The organism is Arthrobacter sp. SPT-J7, assembly GCF_059089965.1.
This window is the reverse complement of record NZ_JBNHFF010000014.1, coordinates 21,540-41,063: the sequence shown is the minus strand read 5'-3', so window position 1 is coordinate 41,063 and position 19,524 is coordinate 21,540. Positions and strand designations below refer to the sequence as shown.

The following is a 19,524-nucleotide window of genomic DNA, read 5'->3' as shown; positions in this document are numbered from 1 at the left end:
AGCGAACCTGCACTTTAGAAAGAAGACGCACATGCTGCTCATCTCCTGCCCCAACTGCGGCTCGCGCGACGAGACCGAATTCCATTACGGCGGCCAGGCCCACGTAGCCTACCCGGAAAACCCGAACGGGCTGACCGACCGCGAATGGGCCGAGTACCTGTTCTACCGGGACAACACCAAGGGTGCCTTCGCTGAACGCTGGCTCCACAGCACCGGCTGCCGCCAGTGGTTCAACATGCTCCGCGACACCGTCACCTACGACATCCAGGCCGTCTACCCCATGGGTGCCCCCCGGCCGGACGCCGCCGGCCAGCTCACCCCCGACGCCGGCACTGCCAGCACCGCCGCTGACAGCACCACCACGGGGACTGCCGCGCCGGACATTTCCGGTACCAGTACTTCTGCAACCAGCACCACCGCCCCGGAAGGAGCAACCAAGTGACTTCCCGTAACGCCCGCCTCGCCGCCGGCGGACGCATCGACCGCACCATCTCCTGGCGTTTCACCGTGGACGGCGAAGAGTTCACCGGCCACCCGGGTGACACCCTCGCCTCCGCCCTGCTCGCCAACGGCCGCATCGCCGCCGGCAACTCGCTTTACGAGGACCGCCCCCGCGGCATCATGTCCGCCGGGGTGGAAGAATCAAACGCCCTGGTCAAGGTGCAGCCGCGCTTCCCCGGTCACGTAGCCGAGTCCATGCTCCCCGCCACCACCGTCACCCTGGTGGACGGCCTGCAGGCTGAACTCCTCAACGGCCTGGGCAAGCTGGACCCCGAGGAAGACCGCGCCGAATACGACAAGAAGTACGTCCACACCGACGTCCTGGTCATCGGCGGCGGCCCTGCCGGCCTCGCCACCGCCCGCGAAGCCGTCCGCACCGGTGCCCGCGTGATGCTCCTGGATGACCAGCCGGAACTGGGCGGATCACTCCTGTCCGGGTCCACGGCACCCGAACTGGCTGAGACCATCGAGGGAAAGCCTGCTTTGGAGTGGGTGGCTGACGTCGAAGCCGAACTCGTCTCCGGTACCGAATCCACCGTCCTGAACCGCACCACCGCCTTCGGCGCCTATGACGCCAACTACGTCATCGCCGTCCAGAACCGCACCGACCACCTGTCCTCGCCCGCCGCGTCCGGTGTGTCCAGGCAGCGTATTTGGCACATTCGTGCCAGCCAGGTGGTGCTTGCCCCCGGCGCCCACGAACGCCCGCTGGTGTTCGAGAACAACGACCGGCCCGGCATCATGCTCGCCTCGGCCGTCCGTAGCTACCTCAACCGCTATGCAGTCGCCGCCGGCCAGCGCGTGGTCATCAGCACCACGAACGACAGCGCCTACGCCCTGGCCGCTGATTTGCGCACCGCCGGCGTCAAGGTCGCCGCCGTGGTGGACGCCCGGCCGCAGCTCTCCGAGGTGGCCGCTGCCGCCGTCGAAGCAGGCACCCGGGTGCTGATCGGCAGCGCGGTGGCCAACACCTCCGGTGCCGAGTCAGCAGACGGCCGCCTGAACGGCGTCACCGTCCGCAGCATTAACGACGACGGCGAACTCACCTCTGGGATCGAACAGATCGCCTGCGATCTGCTGGCCGTCTCCGGCGGCTGGAGCCCGCTGGTCCACCTGCACTCCCAACGGCAGGGCAAGCTGCGCTGGGACGACGAGCTGGCCGCCTTCGTGCCAAGCACCGTCGTCCCCAACCAGCAGATCATCGGCTCGGGCCGCGGCAGCTTCGACCTCGCAGACTGCCTCGCCGAAGGAACCTCGGCCGGCGCGAAGGCGGCCATCGCCGCGGGGTTCGCGTCCGCCTCCGAACCCGCGCCGCTCAGCGAGCCGAAGGCCTCCGCTCCCACCCGCCAGCTGTGGCTTGTGCCCGGCGAGCAGGGGACCCCGGAAGACTGGCACCACCACTTCGTGGACTTCCAGCGCGACCAGTCGGTGGCCGACGTGCTGCGCTCCACTGGCGCGGGCATGCGGTCCGTGGAACACATCAAGCGCTACACCTCCATTAGCACCGCCAATGACCAGGGCAAAACCTCCGGCGTCAACGCAATCGGCGTCATCGCCGCCGCGCTGCGCACCGCAGGCGAAGCGTCCCGCGGCATCGGCGACATCGGCACCACGACCTACCGCGCACCCTTCACCCCCGTTGCCTTCGCGGCCCTCGCCGGACGCCAGCGCCGCGAGCTGTTCGACCCCGCACGCGTCACGTCGATCCACCCGTGGCACGTCGCCAAGGGCGCCCTGTTCGAGGACGTCGGGCAGTGGAAGCGGCCCTGGTACTACCCGCAGGACGGGGAGGACATGGACGCGGCCGTACTGCGGGAATGCGCCGCCGTCCGCGACTCCGTGGGCTTTATGGACGCCACCACTCTGGGGAAAATCGAGATCCGCGGCAAGGACGCCGGTGAGTTCCTCAACCGGATCTACACCAACGCGTTCAAGAAGCTCGCGCCGGGCTCCGCCCGCTACGGCGTAATGTGCACGGCTGACGGCATGATCTTTGACGACGGCGTGACCTTGCGTCTGGACGAGGAAACCTACTTCATGACCACCACCACCGGCGGCGCTGCCAAGGTACTGGACTGGCTGGAGGAATGGCTGCAGACCGAGTGGCCGGACCTGGACGTGCACTGCACCTCGGTGACCGAGCAGTGGAGCACCATAGCCGTCGTCGGGCCCAAGTCCCGCGAGGTCCTCGCCAAGGTGGCACCGGAACTGGCTGCCAACGGCGGGCTGGAAGCCGAAGCCTTCCCGTTCATGACCTTCCGCGAAACCACCCTCGCCTCCGGCGTCCGCGCCCGCGTCTGCCGAATCTCCTTCTCCGGCGAACTGGCATACGAAATCAACGTACCGTCCTGGTACGGCCTGAACACCTGGGAAGCCGTGGCAGCCGCCGGGGCGGAATTCAACATCACCCCCTACGGCACCGAAACCATGCACGTGCTCCGCGCCGAAAAGGGCTACCCCATCGTCGGTCAGGATACGGACGGCACGGTCACCCCCCAGGACGCCGGCATGGACTGGATCGTCTCCAAGGCCAAGGAATTCATCGGCAAGCGCTCCTACTCCCGCACTGATGCACAGCGCGAGGACCGCAAGCACCTGGTGAGCGTCCTGCCGGTGGACGGCACGCTGCGTCTGCCGGAAGGCACCCAGCTTGTGGAAAAGGGCCGCTCCACCAACCCGGCCTACGGGCCCGTGCCGATGGAAGGCTTCGTCACCTCCAGCTACCACAGCGCAGCCCTGGGCAGGTCGTTCGGCCTGGCACTGATCAAGAACGGCCGCAACCGCATCGGCGAAACCCTGGTGGCTGCCGCCGGTGACCAGCTCGTGGACGTCGTCGTCGCCGAAACCGTACTTTTTGACCCCGAAGGAACCCGCAAAGATGGCTGAGACAACAGCACCCGCAATCTCCTACGAGAAGAACCTCTCCCTCCGCATCAGCCCCGCGGCCCAGCTCCGGGCAGCATTTGAAACCGGCTCCGTCCGGGGCGTTGTGGAGCTGTCCGAAGTGGCCTTCCTGACCATGGTGGGCCTTCGGGTCAACCGGAACAGCGACGCCGGACAGCGCGTAGCCACCGTCACGGGCGGCCTGCCTGCGGCATGTGGCGCCGTGAGCGGCACCAGGGACACGTCGGTGCTGTGGCTCGGGCCCGAAGAGTTCCTGGTGGTGGCACCCACCGAAGCCCATGAGTCCCTTGGCGGCGACCTGATCCAGGCACTCCGCGAAGCACTCGGCGACGGCGAAGGCCAGGTGGTGGACCTCTCCGCCAACCGCACCACCTTCGAACTCACCGGACCCCGGTCCCGCGCCGTCCTCGAAAAGGGCTGCTCGCTGGACCTGCACCCCCGCGTGCTGAAAGCCGGCACCGCACTGTCCACGGAGATCGGCAACATCCCCGTGGTCCTGTGGAAAACCGGCGAGGACACCTTCCGGATCTTCCCCCGCGCGTCATTCGCCGATTTTTTGGGCCGCTGGCTCCTCGACGCCATGCGGGAATACGCCTCCCCCGAGGTCCCCTAAATGGCCCTCAGCGTCCTGGACCTGTTCTCCGTTGGCATCGGGCCGTCGTCCTCACACACGGTCGGCCCGATGCGGGCAGCGAAGCTGTTCGCAGACGGACTCAAAGGCGACGGACACCTGAGCTCCACCAGGCGGGTGCAGGCCGAACTGTTCGGCTCGCTGGGCGCCACCGGCCGGGGCCACGGCTCGGACAAGGCCGTGGTCCTGGGCTTCAAGGGGCTGGACCCGGAAACAGTTGACACCTTCACCGCCGATGACCAGGTGGCGGCCGCCGCCCTCGACGCCGAACTGTGGATCGGCGGCGACCACCGGGTGGACTTCAACTGGGACGAAGACGTGGTGTTGCACCGTCGCAAGTCCCTCCCGGCCCACCCCAACGGCATGACCTTCCGCGCGCTGGACCACACCGGGGCAGTCCTCAGCGAACGGAGCTTCTATTCGGTTGGGGGCGGCTTCGTTGTTGACGGGGACGTCGATGCCGGCGACAGAGTGGTGGCCGACTCCACCGTCCTTCCCTACCCGTTTACCAGCGCGGACGAGCTCCTGGAGATCTGCGCACGTGAAGGCATGTCCATCTCGGACGTTATGCTCGCTAACGAGCTGGTCTGGCGGACCGAAGAGGAACTTCGGGAAAAGCTGCTGGGGCTGTGGGCGGTCATGCGCGAATGCGTGGACAACGGCTGCGCTGCGGAAGGGATCCTTCCGGGCGGGCTCAATGTCCGCCGCCGCGCGCCGTCGTTATTCCAGACCCTGGCGGCGGACACCGGGGTGACCGACCCGCTCCGGGCCATGGAATGGGTGAACCTGTTCGCGCTGGCCGTGAACGAGGAAAACGCCGCCGGCGGGCGCATCGTCACGGCACCCACCAACGGTGCGGCCGGCATTGTCCCGGCCGTGCTGCACTACTACGTGAAGTTCGTCCCCGGCGCCAACGACGACGGCGTGGTCCGCTTCCTGCTGGCCGCGGCCGCCGTCGGAATCCTGTTCAAGATCAACGCCTCCATTTCCGGGGCCGAGGTGGGCTGCCAGGGTGAAGTGGGCTCGGCCTGCTCCATGGCCGCCGCCGGGCTCTGCGAAGTGCTGGGCGGCACGCCTGCCCAGGTGGAAAACGCCGCCGAGGTGGGCATTGAACACAACCTTGGCCTTACCTGCGACCCGGTGGGCGGGCTGGTGCAGATCCCCTGCATCGAGCGGAACGCCATCGCCAGCGTGAAGGCCATCAACGCCGCCCGCCTTGCCCTGCACGGCGACGGCAGCCACAAGGTATCCCTCGACAAAGCCATCAAAACGATGCGCGAAACAGGAGCCGACATGAAAACCAAGTACAAGGAAACCTCCCGCGGAGGCCTTGCCGTCAACGTAATCGAGTGCTGAGCCATGACTGCCATCCAGACTGAAACTGTTGCTGCAAATCCCCCCACCACGGTGGAGCACGTCCTCACGCTGGACTGCTCCGAATCGCCCGGCATTGTCCACGCCGTCTCCGGCTTCCTACTGGAGCATGGTTGCGACATCATCGACAACCAGCAGTTCGGCGAGCGTTCCGAGAAGCACTTCTTTATGCGGGTGCATTTTGCGTCCTCCGGCGACGCCTCCACCACGGACACGCTGCGGGCCGATTTTGGTCCCGTTGCCGAACGCTTCGGGATGCGCTGGCGGCTAGAGCCGCACGGTTCCAAGCGGCGGGTGCTGATCATGGTATCCAAGTTCGGGCACTGCCTGAACGACCTGCTGTTCCGGGCACGCATTGGCGAGCTCCCCGTGGACGTGGTGGCGGTGGTCTCCAACCACACCGACCACCAGGCCCTGGTGGAATGGCACGGGATCCCGTTCTTCCATGTGCCGGTCACTGCCGCAACCAAGCCCGCGGCCGAAGCACGCCTGCTTGAACTGGTGGACGAGTTCGATGTGGAACTCGTTGTCCTGGCCCGGTACATGCAGGTGCTCAGCGACAACCTGACCCGGAAGCTGGACGGGAAGGCCATCAACATCCACCACTCGTTCCTGCCGAGCTTCAAGGGCGCCAAGCCGTACCACCAGGCGTACGCCCGCGGCGTGAAGACTGTGGGCGCCACTGCGCACTACGTCAACAGCGAGCTGGATGAGGGGCCGATCATCTCCCAGCAGACCGTGGACGTGGACCATACGTACGGGCCCGAGGACCTGGTGGCCGCCGGCCGCGACACCGAATGCAAGGCCCTGTCCAATGCAGTCCGCTGGCACTGTGAAGGCCGGGTCATCCTGCAGGGTAACCGGACGGTGGTGCTCCGCTAGCCCCCGCGACGCTCTCTCACTTGATGTGGGGTTTCCCGCGGCGCTCTCTCACTTGATGTGGGGTTTCCCGCGACGCTCAGTCGCCGTTGGCAAACCCTGCCGCCTGCGGGTGGTCAAGCCGGCCCCTCCGAAGTGCCCGTTTGATGCGTTGCACTGCACCTTCGAAACCGTCAGCAGAGTCATCCTTGCCAAGCACGAGGATTGTCCAGCCGGCTGATTCGAAGGCGTTGTCCCGTCGCCTGTCGCTAAAGATCTGTGCGTCGCCAAGGTGATGCCCGCCGTCGTACTGGATGGCAAGGCGGCGATGACGGTAACCCAAGTCGGCCGACGGCGACCTCGCGTCTCCCGCGCGCAAAGGCACCTGAAGTTCAGGCTCGGGCAGGCCCGCGCTGACGATAGCCAGGCGGAGCAGCGATTCGGGCGCGGAGTCCGCACCCACCCGCATCAGATCCAGCGCTTCGCGTGCCCTGACGATGCCTTGGAGATTCGGGTGGCGGCCCACCAGGATGCGAAGCCCCGCCAAGGTGTCGTAGGGCTGTGTCCTTCCCTCAAAATGTACCCGAGGGATGCGAATCAGTTCGTCACCCATGCTCACCAGATCATTGAGCGGCAGGACCCGTGCCAGGTCGAGCCAAGTGCGGGAGCGGGTGCTCAGGCTGATGCCGTCAACCACTTCAATCTCATTTTCAAGGGCCAGGACGGTGTGCCCGAATATGCCCTTCCGGCGGACCGACGGCAGCGCACGCGGCTTACTGAGATGCAGTTCCGTGGAATCGGCCAGCCACGGTGGCAGCACTTGACACCGGAGACGGGCCGCGGTCACGTGTGAAATCCAGGCGCCGGGCGACGCAGCGGACAACGCCCTGGCGGCACCTTCCAGATCGAAGTCCCAACCCGCCGGGCGATAGAGACCGCGGCCCACATTGACGACATCCTTGCGTCGAAGCCTGTCCAGAGTGACGCCGGAAGCCCTGGCCGAACCGAAGGTGAAAGGAGCCTCTGCCAACGGCGGGGGCAGGAAATGTTGCTTTCGCATGCTGGCATTGTGCCTCGGCGCGGCAGGACGCTGCAGAAGTTATCCACAGGCCTGCCGTTGGCGTCTGTGAACGAGAGAGGATCGCCGGGAAACCCACGTTAAGTGAGAGAGGATCGCCGGAAAACCCACGTTAAGTGAGAGAGCGTGCCGGGGTTATTTGGGTTTGGAGGGCGGCGAGCCGGGTGGCCAGGTGCAGGGCGGGCAGACGGCCGGTTCCGCGGGGGTCGCCGCCACAGAGGGAGAAAATGCGCTGGAGCCGCTGGTGCATGGACTGCCGCTCCACATGCAGCTCCCGCGCAGCCTGGGCCGTATTGCAGCCGGAGTCCAGCCAGACCCGCAGCGTCTCCACCAGCTTGGACTGGCGCTGGGCGTCGTGTTCAAGGACGGCGGCGAGCTGCTGGCCGACGAACTCCCGGCGCAGGGCCTCGTCAACGGAATGAACTGCAAACCGTTCCACAGCGAAAGCCTGGGCATCCAGGACCTTCCCGTGCCCGCTTGCCCCGGGTGCGGTTCCCCCTGAGCTGACGCGTCCGACGTCGGCAGCAAGTTCCAGCGTGAGCCTCGCCTCCGCGAGCGACCACGGAGCGAAGGATATGCCCGAGGCAATGGGCCCGACGGCGCTCACCGTTCCCTCCGGTACGTCCAACGACTGCAGGCCGTCCACAATCTTTTGCCGCTCATCCTGGGCATTCCCGGAGCGGAGGACACCCAGTGCGAGGAGCTCCGCGTTATCCGCATAACTGGCACCGTGCTGGCCACCCGGGTCCAGCAGGTGCTCCACATTTCTGCGGAGCTGCTTCGAGGCGGAGGACCGGACAACAACCGCCACCACTTGTGCAGAGACAGAAATACCTGCGGCGGGAGCCAGCTCCTGCAACCGCCAGTTTTGCTTGCCGGAATCAATGGCCCGGATCAGGGCAGCGCCGGCCATCTCCTTCAAACCCGGAGGCATCCGTTGCAGCAAGGCAAGGGCCAGGATGTCCACAGACCGGTTGCCGGCGATCCGCGCCAGGTTCACATCGGCTTCGCCGCGCACCTGCAGCGCCAGGCGTGCCGACGGTATTCCGCGCACGGGCACTTCAATATGGACGGTGCTCTGATGCTCGCCGGAGACGCCGTCCACGGAAACGGGTGCTTCACTCTCCCCCGCAGGTTCAGCACTCGCGAGGGTAATCCCGGCGGTAGAGGTGAGCACCACCTCTGCACCGGTGGCCGAAGCCAGGACAGCAAGAATCCGGTCAAGGCTGCCTCCATGCGCGAGCTCCACCGCCATGGCGTGGCTGGCCTGGTCGGCCTCCTGCAATTGGGCGGCGGACTGGCTGACAAGCTGTGAGTTGATTGCCTCCATGACCGCCACAAAAGGCACCACCCTGCGAAGCTCAATGAGCGGAAGCCCCGCTTCCTCGGCAGCCGAAATCATCGAGGAAGGAATGGAGGGCAACACACTCCCGGTCTCGACGGCGAGCGCCGCCACCCCGCGCTCGGCCAAGTCCCGAATGTAGCCCTCGCGGCGCTCATCGGAAGCCAGCGCGAGGGCCTGGCCGCCGGTCAGCAGCAGCTCCCCGCCGCCCAGCAGTAAGGCAATGTCCAAAACCTCACTCGAGTGGATCCACCGGAGCTGGGTTTGGGGAACCATCGCCGCCGCCGCACGGACCACGGGATCGGCGGCAGTGAAGGTGGAATGCCGCAGGACATCTTCCAAACGAACTGGCATGACACTCCGTCATATAAGTAGGAAAAGCTCACGACACATTGTAGATGGTGGATGTGGTCCCCGACACATAATCTTGAAGAATCCCCATCCCCTCAACGAAGAGGCCCCGATGCAACAACAACCCACAGCCCCTCGAGCCGAGCAATCTGTTCACACGGAAGACGTCGAAGCCTGGCTCCAGCCAATTCCCGAATCCCAGCGCACGCACAAGGTCTCCGGCCAGTTCTGGATCTGGGCGGGCGCCAACCTTGCACCGATCAACTGGGTGTTGGGCGCCCTCGGAATCCATCTGGGGCTGGGTTTCGCGGACACTGTGACAGTCCTGGTGCTGGGCAACCTGATCGGCATGTTGCTCTTCGGCTGCTTCGTCCTCCTCGGACAAAAGACCGGCGCCACCGGCATGGTGCTCGCCCGGGCCGCATTCGGCAGGCGCGGGAACTACCTCCCGGCAGCCATCCAGGCGCTCCTGGTCATCGGCTGGTGCGCCGTCAACACCTGGATCATCCTGGACCTGGTTATGGCACTCTTCGGAACACTCGGCTGGGTGGACCCCACAGCCGCCAACTACGGCTGGAAGATTGCCGTCGCCACCGGGATCATGGCCGCCCAGGTAGCCATCGCCTGGTTTGGCTACAAGGCAATTGCTGCTTTCGAAAAGTGGACCGTCCCGCCAACCATCGTCATCCTGGCCGTGATGTCCGCCGTGGCGTGGTTCGGCATGGACATCAACTGGGCCTACGCCGGCCCCGCCGGCAACATCCTGGAAGGCTCGGAGCGGATTGCCGCCATGAGTGCCGTGATGACTGCCATCGGCATCGGCTGGGGCATCACCTGGTTCACCTACGCCGCAGACTACTCCAGGTTCGTCAGCACCGAAGTGCCTAAGAAGAAGGTCTACCTGGCATCAGTCCTGGGCCAGTTCATCCCCGTCGTCTGGCTCGGCGTCCTGGGCGCAAGCCTGGCCACCAACAGCGGTGAAATTGACCCAGGCAAGCTCATCGTCCAGAACTTCGGCGTCCTCGCCCTGCCCGTACTGCTGATGGTGCTCCATGGCCCCATCGCCACCAACATCCTCAACATCTACACCTTCTCGGTGGCCACCCAAGCACTCGATATCACCATCAGCCGCCGCAAGCTCAACCTGTTCGTCGGCGTCTTCTCGCTCGCCGCCGTCGTCTTCTTCATCTTCCAGGAGGATTTCGCAGCAGTCCTCGACGCCTGGCTCATCGGGCTCGTCGCCTGGGTCGCTGCCTGGGGCGGCGTCATGCTGGTCCACTACTTCTGGATCGACAAGCGCTGGCCCGGCAATCCGGAAAGGCTGTTCGACGGCGTCGGCACCAGGCGGCTCCCCGGCTTCAACTGGGCGGGTATCACCTCCCTCCTGGTGGGCATCTTCGCCACCTGGCTGTTTATGTACGGCCTTGTCCCCGCCATGCAGGGTCCCATCGCGGTGGCCCTGGGCGGCTGGGACCTGTCCTGGCTCGCCGGCGGTCTTGCCAGCGCCACCAGTTACGCCATCCTGGGACCAAGGATGCACCGCAAATTCATAGAATCCGCCCCGGCTCCTGCCCACCGCCAGCTGCCCATCGAGCTGACGGGTGCTGCTGCCCAGCCCGGCACGCCCGCCGCTCTCTAAGCCGGACATTGCAGAACCGCGCATTTCCGAACCGTCGCACCTGGGCCAACCCGTTAGGACAGGACATCCCCACCATGACTCTTGAAGCATTCTCCGACTTCGCCCACCCCATCACCTGGCCCGAAGGCAAGCGTGCAGCAGCGTCCTTCACGTTCGACGTCGACGCCGAATCCTGCACCATCGCCCACGACCCCAAGAGCACTAGCCGGATGTCCCTCATGACCCACCAGTCCTACGGGCCCAAGGTGGCAGTCCCCCGCCTGTTGCAGATCCTCCAGCGGCAGGACATCCGCGCCACGTTCTTCGTCCCCGGCTTTACGGCCGAATGCTACCCGGACACCGTCCGCCGCATCGTGGACGCCGGGCATGAGGTGGCCCACCACGGCTACCTGCACGAGCCCATGCAGGGCATCGACGCCGCAACGGAGGCCCGCTACATCGACCGCGGATTGGATGCCCTGGTAAAGGCCGCCGGAGTGGAGCCGGTGGGGTACCGGGCACCGTGGTGGGAGCTCAACTGGCACTCGCCGGCGCTGCTGGCAGACCGCGGCTTCCTCTACGATTCAAGCCTGCTCGACGGCGATGCCCCCTACCGCTTCAGCGTCGCCCCGGGTGACACACGGGACATCGTGGAAATCCCCGTCGACTGGGCGCTGGACGATTGGGAGCAGTACGCTTTCTACCCCGGCGTCACGGGCAGTGGCGTCATCGAAAGCCCGGCCAAGGTCCTCGAGATGTGGACCCTCGAGGCGGAGGCGCACCATGCCCAGGGCAGCTGCTTTGTCCTCACCAACCATCCCTTCATCTCCGGGCGGCCTTCAAAAGCAGTGGCCCTGGAAAGGCTGATTGAACGCGTGAAGGCAATGGACGGCATGTGGGTGGCCGCCATGGAAGACATCGCGGAACACACCCGCCGGACAGTCCAGGAGGTCCATACCCACGCCCGCATCGAGGTACCCGCGTTCCCGGACACGGGGGCGAGGTTCACGCCGCCGGCGGTACGGGAGTCCAGCCCGGCAGCCGCAGGCAGCTAAACCCGACGCAACAAGGGAGTGGCACTGCGCCTTCAGCGAGGGCGCTGTACCACTCCCTTGTGTTCAAGCAGCTGCTGGCCCTTACGCCGCCGCCGACGTCCAACCCTGGGCGTGCAGTTTCTCGATGCCGTCCAGCAGCAGGTCGAGCGCGAACTCGAATTCAAACTGGTCATCGCAGCCCTGGCCAACAACGGCGTCCGGATCGTGGGCGGAAGCCATGGCGATCGTCAGGACATTCGGGTAGCGCCTGGCCATCTCCTGGAGCATTGCCTGCTGGGCCGCCTCGGCCAGGTCCGCCGCCGTTCCGTCTGTTGGCTCGGTCGGTTCCTGGAACAACTCCTGCGTGAAACCCCACATCCGGCTGCCGATGGCGTGCATAACGTGGTGGGTCAGATCGACTGAAAAGCCGCCGTCGAGGAACATCCCGATGAAGGAGTCCATATACCCGAGGACACCAGGCGTTTTGTTGGTACGGGTTTCAAGGACCTGCCGGGCCCATTGATGCCGCTGAAGGACGCTCCTGGCCGAAAGAATCCTGCGCCGGACCACGTCCTTCCAGCCCAGGTCCGTCGCCGGCGGATCGATCTCGGTGATGATCACGTCGATCATGGCGTCGAGAAGCTCATCCTTGTGGGCCACATGTTTGTAGAGCGCCATGGGCACCACGTCGAGCTCCTGGGCGAGCCTGCGCATACTCAGCGGCGCGATCCCTACCTCGTCAGCGAGCGCGACGGCGGCCTGCAGCACCCGGTCGCGGTTGAGGCGCACGCGCTGCGCCGCGCCCTGCCTGCTCATCCATCAGTCCTTCCGTTTCCTTGCACCCCTTGACCAGTGTACGGCGTACACCTACATTTGGTTCTGAAGGTGTACGCCGTACACCTAGTCCTGAAGGACGACCTGCTGGTCCGCTTCCGGAGGACAAGCACGCCGTCACCAAGAGGAGCAGGACAATGCAAACCACAAGGCAAAGTGCACCGGCGAAAGCGCCCGCGACTGCTCGCCGACGGCGGCGGGAGTGGCTTGTTCCCGTCGGCCTGATCTTCCTCAGCCTCATCCCGGTGATCGCCGGCGCCGCCCGGTTGACCGAACTGACCGGTGGAGCGGCAGTGACGGAGCGCAACGCCAGGTTCTTCGACTCCCCCGCACCGGTGGTAATCCACATCGTCAGCGTGACCGTGTACTCCCTGCTCGGAGCATTCCAGTTCGTTCCGTCGCTTCGCCGGCGCTTCTGGCACAGCATCGCCGGGCGGATCCTCCTGCCGGCAGGCCTGCTCGCCGCGCTCTCCGGCCTCTACATGGCCGTCTTTTACACCCTGCCGCCCAGCGACGGGCAGCTGCTGCTTGTCCTTCGGCTCGTTTTCGGTTCCGCCATGGTGGTGAGCCTCATCCTGGGACTTCGCGCAGTGCTGCGCCGCGACTTCACGAGGCATGGTGCGTGGATGACCAGGGCCTACGCCATCGGCCTCGGTGCCGGAACCCAGGCCCTGATCCTCATTGTGCCCGAACTCCTCGCCAGTCCGCCGGACGTCACAACGAGGGCCGTTCTGATGGGCGCCGCCTGGGTCATCAACCTCGCCATGGCGGAATACTTCATTCGCAGGCGCTCCCTTCCCGCGCGCCAAACGTCCCCCGCCCGCTGAGCCGGGCGACGACGTCGTAGGCCTTGTTCTGTGTCTTCCCGAGACGTTCCTTGACGCTGCGATACGCCCTGTTGAGGCTTCGCGACGTCCCCTGAACGCCCGCTACGGGATGATTGTGGCGCTGCCGCGTGCTCCGTAATCTCAACTCAGCATCCGCCCCCGCAAAGGAACGTCTAATGTCAGAGGCTTCCGACAAGAGTCAGGAACAGCAACCGCCGGCGCCAAGGTGCTGGTGGACGAGTAGGACCTGTGGGACGGCTCGCTGTCCGGCAAGCCGGGCGAGTTCCCCACCACCATCCTGATCGTGAGCCAGAAGTTCGCCACTGACCACCCGGACACCGTGAAGGCGCTCCTGAAGGGCCACGTGAAGTCGGTTGAGTGGTTGAACAAGGCGGCCGACGGCGAAAAGGCTTCTATCATCAACGCGGCATTGAAGGAGGCCGCGGGCGCCGAGCCGAAGGCGGACGTGATCGACAGGTCGCTGAAGAACATCGTGTTCACCGTGGACCCGCTCGCCGGAACCTACCAAAAGCTCCTGGCCGGCGGCGTCGCTGCCGGCACCACCAAGCAGGCCGACATCAACGGCATCTTCGACCTGACCGCGCTCAACAGCGTGGCAAGCGAGAAGACCTCGGCAGCGGAGCTCGGCAAGGAGTAAACGCAGCGGCTGGACGCTCTCTCACTAAATGCGTCATCCCGGACAACGCTCTCTCACTTCCATCGAGAAGGTGAGAGTGCGTTGCCGGTTTAAGTCCGTTGAGTGAGAGAGCGTCCCTCCTTGAGTATCAGCTAGACGGATACCTTATATCAAAAAGCTCGCCTTCCTCAAATATATGAAGTGCCTCACAGTAGTTACAGGACCTGCAAGCAACCAGTACCGCAGCCAGTAACCAGAAGGACTTCAACGTGGAAACTCCGCTCTCCCATCTTGCCCACCTCGAGATCACCACCCCGGACGTCGAAGCGTCGGCACGGTTCTACGAGGAAAAGTTCGGCATGCGCACCATCGACCGGGTAGGCGGTAACGTCTACCTGCGCTGCTGGGGCGATTACTACCGCTACAGCCTGGTCATCACCGAAGGCCCCGAAGCATCCCTGGGCCGCATGGCCTGGCGGACCAACTCCCAGGCCGCCCTTGAAGCTGCGGCCCAGCGCATCGAGGCGACCGGCGTCCAGGGCACCTGGACCCCCGGCGGCCACGGCTTCGGCAAGGCCTACGAATTCACCGGCCCCTACGGCCACCCCATGCGCCTCTTCTATGAGGTGGAAAAGTTCGTGGCTGAACCCGGATTCGAGTCCACGTACCCGGACCGCCCGGAGCGCCGGAGCAGCCACGCCGCCGCACCGCGCTTCCTGGACCACGTCACCGTGGCATGCTCGGATGTCCGCGGCTTCGCTAAGTGGTACAACGAGGCCCTGGGCTTCCGCGTGATGGCGTTTGTTGACCTGGACGAAGCTCCCATCACCGTGTTCTCCGTGCTGACCACCAACGAAAAGTCCCACGACCTCGGCGTCGTCCTGGACACCTCCAGCCGCGCTGGCCGCGTCAACCACATCGCCTTCTGGGTGGACGCCACCGAGGACCTGCTCCGCACTGCTGACGTGATGATGGAAAACGGCACTCCCATGGAATACGGCCCCTCCATCCACGGCGTGGGTGAACAGAACTTTCTCTACTTCCGCGACCCGTCAGGCCTGCGCGTGGAGCTCAACTCCGGCGGCTACCGCAATTACGTCCCGGACTGGGACGCCAACACCTGGAAGCCCTCGCTCGGCTCAAACAACTTTTACAAGAACGGCGCCATGCCGCACTCCATGACCGAATCCTTCCCGCCGGCCGAGGGCTTCACCGCCACTGAAGAAGGCGCCTCGCCCGAAATGAAAGAAGCCCTCCTCAACCCCTACGCCAAGCAGGGACGGGGCTAGAAAAATATGCCTGAAGCAACATATGCCCTCATCCGCTTCCAGGAGACCAGCGACAGCAAGGCCCGCACCGGTCTGCTGGTCGACGGCCGGGTCCTGCCGCTGGACGGGGACATCAACTCCCTGATCGAGCACTGGGACACCACCGAAGCCCAGTTGGACAGCCTCGCTGCCTCTGCGGGCGCGGACACCGGCCTGGCGCTGTCCGACGTCGAAATCCTTGCCCCGGTGAAGCCCGCGCAGGTCCTGCAAACCGGCGCAAACTACCGCAAACATGTGATCGACCTCGCCGCGGCCCACCGCGAACCGGGCGAGGACGAAGAGGAAGTGCGCGCCAAGACGGCGGCGATGATGGACAAGCGGGCAGGCCAGGGAACGCCGTACTTTTTCATCGGGCTCCCGACGGCGATCGCGTCGGCCACCGACGACCTCACCCTGCCTGCCTACTCCAAGTCCCATGACTGGGAGCTGGAGTTGGCTGCGGTGATCGGCAGGACCGCGTTCCGGGTCACCCCCGAGGAAGCCCTGGACTACGTTTTCGGCTACACCATGGTCAACGACATCACTACCCGGGAATACGTCTTCCGCAAGGACATGCCGGCCATCGGCTCGGACTGGTACCGCGCCAAGAACGCCCCCGGCTTCCTGCCCACCGGTCCCCTGCTGGTGCCGGCGAAGTTCTTTGGCGACCCGCAGGACGTCCAGGTGACGCTGAAGCTCAACGGCAAGGCCATGCAGGACGAGTCCACGCAGGACATGATCTTCGGCGTGGCCAAGCTGGTCAGCGAAGCCTCCCAGATCATGCCGCTGCGCCCGGGCGACCTGGTGCTCACCGGAAGCCCGGCCGGCAACGGCCAGCACTGGGGCCGGCTGCTGCAGGACGGCGACGTCATGGAAGGCACCATCACCGGACTGGGCACCCAGCTCATCCACTGCAAGGACGAAGTTCAGTGACCACCCAGGACACAGCACCAACCACCGGCACCGGGGAATCAAACGATTTCCCGGTGATCCGGCGTGAAGACCCACTGGGCAGCATCCGTGCCATGGCCAAGGCGCATAACAACTGGGGCCGCTGGGGCGACGACGACGTCCTGGGCACGCTGAACTTCATCGACGCCGCCAAGCGGATCGAAGCCGCCGCCCTGGTACAGACGGGTGAGGCGTTCTCGCTGTCCCAGCCGTTCGACACCAACGGCCCCCAGAAGGGGTGGCGCCGGCGCACCAACCCGGTCCACACGATGACGGATACCGGGGTAGACGCCGAGCGCGGCAACCAGGGTTTCCCGCATGGCTTCGGCGGTGCGGACGACGTCATCGCCATGCCGCTGCAGTGCTCCACGCAGTGGGACGGCCTGGGCCACATCTTCGACCAGGGCAAGGCCTGGAACGGCCGCGCCGCCGGCGACGTGGTCACCTCCGAGGGTGACCTGGTGACCGGGATCGAAACCGCCGCGGCCAAGATCGTCACCCGCGGCGTCCTGCTGGACATCGGCCGTGCGCTCGGACCGGACCTTGGCAGGACCGACGGCGAACTGCCGGACGGTTTCGCCATCACCCCGGAACACCTCCAGCGGACCATCGAACTGCAGGGGCCCAGCTCGAAGGTGGGCCGCGGCGACATCGTGGTAATCCGCACCGGACAGCACACCCGAGTCCGCCGTGACGGCTGGGGCGACTACGCCGGCGGCTCGGCCCCCGGCCTGTCCTTCACTGCCGCGCCGTGGCTGCACCGCTCCGAAATCGCCGGGATCGCCACCGACACCTGGGGCTTCGAGGTCCGTCCCAACGAGTTCGACGCCGCCTTCCAGCCCCTCCACCAGATCGCCATCCCCAACCTCGGATTGTTTTTGGGCGAGATGTGGGACCCGGACGGCCTGGCGGAAGCGTGCGCAGCGGACGGCAGGTACGACTTCCTGCTGACCGCGGCCCCGCTGCCCATCACCGGCGCTGTGGGATCACCCGTCAACCCGATCGCCGTCCGGTAGCTTTTCAGTTAGATCAGCAACACAAACCACCAGCAGTAGCGCCGTCAATACAAAGGAGTCAGCGATGGCAGCAGTACAGAACGTCGGAATCGTCGGGGCCGGAGCCGCGGGACTGACCGCAGCCATCCTCCTGGCCGAAGCCGGAGTCCGGGTGGAAGTCCTCGAGAAGGCCGCAGCACCGCAGACTCTTGGATCCGGCATTACCCTGCAGGGCAACGCCCTGCGGATTCTCCGCCAACTCGGCGTTTGGGAGCAGGTCGAGGCGAAGGGCTACGGGTTCAGCACCCTTGGCCTGCGCGCCCCGGACCCCGCCGGCACCGTCATGGCCGTACTGGACGACATCCGGACGGGCGGCGACGACCTACCCGCCACGATGGGCATGTACCGTCCCGACCTTACCGCCATCCTCCGCGGACGGGCGGAGCAGGCGGGCGCCCGCATCAGCTATGGCAAGACGGTCACCGGCATAACGGAGGACGGCGGCAGCGTCACCGTGAGCACAGCCGACGGCTCCAGCGCCACCTACGACCTCCTCATCGGCGCCGATGGACTGCACTCTGCCGTCCGCAAGGCCATCGGCATCGAGGTTGAACCCCAGTCCACGGGCATGGGCATCTGGCGTGCCTTCGTGGAACGCCCCGAGGAAGTGGTCCGCACGGACCTCACCTACGGCGGCCCCTGCTTCATCGCCGGCTACTGCCCCACCGGCCCTGACACCATCTACGCCTACCTGGTGGAGAAGGCCCAGGAGCGCAAGCACGAGCACGGCCCCCGCATCATGTCTGAACTCGCCGCGGCCTACGGCGGCCCCTGGAACGAGATTCGGGAGAACCTGGACCACGGTGCACGCATCAATTACACGTGGTTCACCACGCACCTGGTCGACGGGCCCTGGAACCGCGGCCGCAGCGTCATCATCGGCGACGCCGCGCACAGCTGCCCGCCCACGATTGCGCAGGGTGCTGCCATGGCGATGGAGGATGCGGCTGTGCTGGCCGAACTCCTGATCATTGCCGACGACGTTACCGAGACGCTCTGGAAAGAATTCACCGACCGCCGCCTGGAAAGGGCCAAGGCAGTTGTCGACGCGTCCGTCCAGTTGGGCCAGTGGATGCTCGACGGCGTCCGGGATGCCAACGTGCCCGGCCTCATGCACTCAATCTCCAGCCTGGTGAAGGAACCGGCATGAACATCCCCACCACTGAATCCCCCACCGTTGACGTCCACGCCCATATCCTGCTTCCGGCCCTTCAACAGCTGGTAACGGAGGCTGATCCCGAGGGCTTCGGCGCCCAGCAGGCCCTGGAAGTGCGGCGCAACGGACCCGAATCGATGGCAGCTTCGGGCCGGATGATCAAGGAGCGTTGGCCGCAGCTGACGGACTTGGACCGCCGGCTCGCGGACATGGACGCCCAAGGTGTGGACGTGCAGCTGGTTTCGCCGTCGCCGTCGCACTTCTACTACTTCGCAGGCGAAGAACTGGCACTGCAGGTAGCGAAGTCCGCCAACCAGGCGGTGCGGGAGTTCGTTGACCGCGCCCCGGAGCGGCTCAACGGCCTGGGCCTGGTCCCGCTTCAGCACCCCGCCTTGATGGTGGAGGCCCTGGAGCACACGGTGCTCGAGTGCGGGCTGCTCGGGGTGGAAATCGGGTCGTTTGCCGCCACTCCCGCCGACGCGGAGCGCAGCACTGTTGAGCTGTCCGATCCCCGGTTGGAACCGTTCTGGAGCCGGGCCGGGGAGCTGGGTGCTCTGGTGTTCCTGCACCCGTTCGGATGCTCCCTGGATGAGCGGCTGGACCGTTTCTATCTCGCCAACACAGTCTCCCAGCCTGCGGAAAACGCCGTGGCCCTGTCACACCTGATTTTCAGCGGGGTACTGGACCGGCACCCGGAACTGAAGGTCTTGGCTGCGCACGGCGGTGGCTACCTTCCCACCACCTTGGGCCGTTCCGACCGCGCCTGGAAGGTCCGGCCGGAGGCGCACGGCTGCGCGCAGCCGCCGTCGTCATACCTGAAGAAGCTGTACTTCGATTCGCTGGTCCACAGCCCGGCCGAACTGCGGGCGCTCGTGGCCGCGGTGGGTCCGGAGCAGGTGCTGCTTGGCTCGGACTACCCGTTCGATATGGGATCCGACCTCCCTGTGGACGAGGTTGTCGAGGCACGCCTTCCCGCAGAGGACGAGGCCCGGGTGCTATCAGGCAACGCTGCCGCCCTTGGCATCACGCCCGCTTCCATCCCCGCCGCCCGCCCAGCCTAAGGAAG

The 19,524-nt window shown here is 65.7% G+C and carries 16 protein-coding genes and 1 pseudogene; 14 read left to right on the top strand and 3 right to left on the bottom strand.

What is annotated here, in order from left to right; all coding sequences use genetic code 11:
- Positions 1-31: 31 nt before the first annotated feature.
- The 5 genes from AC5RWX_RS17610 to purU are packed head-to-tail and all read left to right on the top strand — an operon-like array spanning position 32 to position 6,292.
- Positions 32-442: a sarcosine oxidase subunit delta gene (locus AC5RWX_RS17610; RefSeq protein WP_494097669.1), complete on the top strand. Its 411-nt coding sequence runs from the start codon at positions 32-34 to the stop codon at positions 440-442.
- Positions 439-3,387 (top strand): sarcosine oxidase subunit alpha family protein, encoded by a 2,949-nt coding sequence (locus AC5RWX_RS17605; RefSeq protein WP_494097668.1) that lies wholly within the window; start codon positions 439-441, stop codon positions 3,385-3,387. The genes AC5RWX_RS17610 and AC5RWX_RS17605 overlap by 4 nt, the downstream gene beginning before the upstream one ends.
- The gene (locus AC5RWX_RS17600) at positions 3,380-4,018 is read left to right on the top strand and encodes a sarcosine oxidase subunit gamma (protein ID WP_494097667.1); all 639 of its coding nucleotides are present in this window, start codon (positions 3,380-3,382) and stop codon (positions 4,016-4,018) included. The genes AC5RWX_RS17605 and AC5RWX_RS17600 overlap by 8 nt, the downstream gene beginning before the upstream one ends.
- Complete coding sequence (locus AC5RWX_RS17595; protein WP_494097666.1) at positions 4,019-5,392, top strand: L-serine ammonia-lyase; 1,374 nt, start codon at positions 4,019-4,021, stop codon at positions 5,390-5,392.
- A gap of 3 nt (positions 5,393-5,395) precedes the next feature.
- Entirely contained in the window at positions 5,396-6,292 is an 897-nt protein-coding gene (purU, locus tag AC5RWX_RS17590) for a formyltetrahydrofolate deformylase (RefSeq protein ID WP_494097665.1), read from the top strand.
- Positions 6,293-6,368: 76 nt separating this feature from the next.
- On the opposite strand, the gene AC5RWX_RS17585 is transcribed toward purU, so the two are convergent.
- The gene (locus AC5RWX_RS17585) at positions 6,369-7,328 is read right to left on the bottom strand and encodes an endonuclease domain-containing protein (RefSeq protein WP_494097664.1); all 960 of its coding nucleotides are present in this window, start codon (positions 7,326-7,328) and stop codon (positions 6,369-6,371) included.
- Between the two features lie 130 nt (positions 7,329-7,458).
- The gene (locus tag AC5RWX_RS17580; RefSeq protein WP_494097663.1) at positions 7,459-9,042 is read right to left on the bottom strand and encodes a PucR family transcriptional regulator; all 1,584 of its coding nucleotides are present in this window, start codon (positions 9,040-9,042) and stop codon (positions 7,459-7,461) included.
- A 109-nt stretch (positions 9,043-9,151) separates the two neighbouring features.
- Between AC5RWX_RS17580 and AC5RWX_RS17575 the strand changes: the two genes are divergently transcribed.
- Together AC5RWX_RS17575 and AC5RWX_RS17570 are read left to right on the top strand one after the other, a co-directional pair.
- Positions 9,152-10,678, top strand: a complete 1,527-nt coding sequence (locus AC5RWX_RS17575) for a purine-cytosine permease family protein (RefSeq protein ID WP_494097662.1) — start codon at positions 9,152-9,154, stop codon at positions 10,676-10,678.
- 74 nt (positions 10,679-10,752) lie between these two features.
- On the top strand, positions 10,753-11,712 hold the full coding sequence (locus AC5RWX_RS17570) for a polysaccharide deacetylase family protein (protein ID WP_494097661.1): 960 nt from the start codon (positions 10,753-10,755) through the stop codon (positions 11,710-11,712).
- An 81-nt stretch (positions 11,713-11,793) separates the two neighbouring features.
- Here AC5RWX_RS17570 and AC5RWX_RS17565 read toward each other — a convergent pair whose 3' ends face one another.
- Positions 11,794-12,507 (bottom strand): TetR/AcrR family transcriptional regulator, encoded by a 714-nt coding sequence (locus tag AC5RWX_RS17565; RefSeq protein ID WP_494097660.1) that lies wholly within the window; start codon positions 12,505-12,507, stop codon positions 11,794-11,796.
- A 155-nt stretch (positions 12,508-12,662) separates the two neighbouring features.
- On the opposite strand from AC5RWX_RS17565, the gene AC5RWX_RS17560 reads away from it, so the two are divergent.
- From AC5RWX_RS17560 to AC5RWX_RS17530, 7 genes and pseudogenes are all read left to right on the top strand, one after another.
- A complete protein-coding gene (locus tag AC5RWX_RS17560; protein ID WP_494097659.1) occupies positions 12,663-13,352 on the top strand; it encodes a DUF2306 domain-containing protein in 690 nt (229 codons plus the stop codon).
- A gap of 214 nt (positions 13,353-13,566) precedes the next feature.
- Positions 13,567-14,010 (top strand): annotated as a pseudogene (locus AC5RWX_RS17555) (substrate-binding domain-containing protein); the annotation flags it as partial.
- A gap of 248 nt (positions 14,011-14,258) precedes the next feature.
- Entirely contained in the window at positions 14,259-15,278 is a 1,020-nt protein-coding gene (locus AC5RWX_RS17550; RefSeq protein ID WP_494097658.1) for a VOC family protein, read from the top strand.
- A 6-nt stretch (positions 15,279-15,284) separates the two neighbouring features.
- Entirely contained in the window at positions 15,285-16,229 is a 945-nt protein-coding gene (locus AC5RWX_RS17545) for a fumarylacetoacetate hydrolase family protein (protein ID WP_494097657.1), read from the top strand.
- Positions 16,226-17,263: a cyclase family protein gene (locus AC5RWX_RS17540; protein ID WP_494097656.1), complete on the top strand. Its 1,038-nt coding sequence runs from the start codon at positions 16,226-16,228 to the stop codon at positions 17,261-17,263. Before AC5RWX_RS17545 ends, AC5RWX_RS17540 begins: the two co-directional genes overlap by 4 nt.
- Before the next feature lie 64 nt (positions 17,264-17,327).
- Positions 17,328-18,452 (top strand): FAD-dependent oxidoreductase, encoded by a 1,125-nt coding sequence (locus AC5RWX_RS17535; RefSeq protein ID WP_494097655.1) that lies wholly within the window; start codon positions 17,328-17,330, stop codon positions 18,450-18,452.
- Positions 18,449-19,519, top strand: coding sequence for an amidohydrolase family protein (locus tag AC5RWX_RS17530; RefSeq protein ID WP_494097654.1), 1,071 nt, complete (start codon positions 18,449-18,451; stop codon positions 19,517-19,519). The genes AC5RWX_RS17535 and AC5RWX_RS17530 overlap by 4 nt, the downstream gene beginning before the upstream one ends.
- Positions 19,520-19,524: the final 5 nt, after the last annotated feature.

What these genes read in the sequence shown, in the direction of transcription:
- AC5RWX_RS17600 (WP_494097667.1), top strand. Translation starts at nt 3,380, where the DNA reads ATGGCTGAGACAACAGCACCCGCAATCTCCTACGAGAAGAACCTCTCC.
- AC5RWX_RS17580 (WP_494097663.1), bottom strand. Translation starts at nt 9,042, where the DNA reads ATGCCAGTTCGTTTGGAAGATGTCCTGCGGCATTCCACCTTCACTGCC.
- AC5RWX_RS17545 (WP_494097657.1), top strand. Translation starts at nt 15,285, where the DNA reads ATGCCTGAAGCAACATATGCCCTCATCCGCTTCCAGGAGACCAGCGAC.
- AC5RWX_RS17595 (WP_494097666.1), top strand. Translation starts at nt 4,019, where the DNA reads ATGGCCCTCAGCGTCCTGGACCTGTTCTCCGTTGGCATCGGGCCGTCG.
- AC5RWX_RS17565 (WP_494097660.1), bottom strand. Translation starts at nt 12,507, where the DNA reads ATGAGCAGGCAGGGCGCGGCGCAGCGCGTGCGCCTCAACCGCGACCGG.
- AC5RWX_RS17560 (WP_494097659.1), top strand. Translation starts at nt 12,663, where the DNA reads ATGCAAACCACAAGGCAAAGTGCACCGGCGAAAGCGCCCGCGACTGCT.
- AC5RWX_RS17570 (WP_494097661.1), top strand. Translation starts at nt 10,753, where the DNA reads ATGACTCTTGAAGCATTCTCCGACTTCGCCCACCCCATCACCTGGCCC.
- AC5RWX_RS17535 (WP_494097655.1), top strand. Translation starts at nt 17,328, where the DNA reads ATGGCAGCAGTACAGAACGTCGGAATCGTCGGGGCCGGAGCCGCGGGA.
- purU (WP_494097665.1), top strand. Translation starts at nt 5,396, where the DNA reads ATGACTGCCATCCAGACTGAAACTGTTGCTGCAAATCCCCCCACCACG.
- AC5RWX_RS17610 (WP_494097669.1), top strand. Translation starts at nt 32, where the DNA reads ATGCTGCTCATCTCCTGCCCCAACTGCGGCTCGCGCGACGAGACCGAA.
- AC5RWX_RS17530 (WP_494097654.1), top strand. Translation starts at nt 18,449, where the DNA reads ATGAACATCCCCACCACTGAATCCCCCACCGTTGACGTCCACGCCCAT.
- AC5RWX_RS17575 (WP_494097662.1), top strand. Translation starts at nt 9,152, where the DNA reads ATGCAACAACAACCCACAGCCCCTCGAGCCGAGCAATCTGTTCACACG.
- AC5RWX_RS17585 (WP_494097664.1), bottom strand. Translation starts at nt 7,328, where the DNA reads ATGCGAAAGCAACATTTCCTGCCCCCGCCGTTGGCAGAGGCTCCTTTC.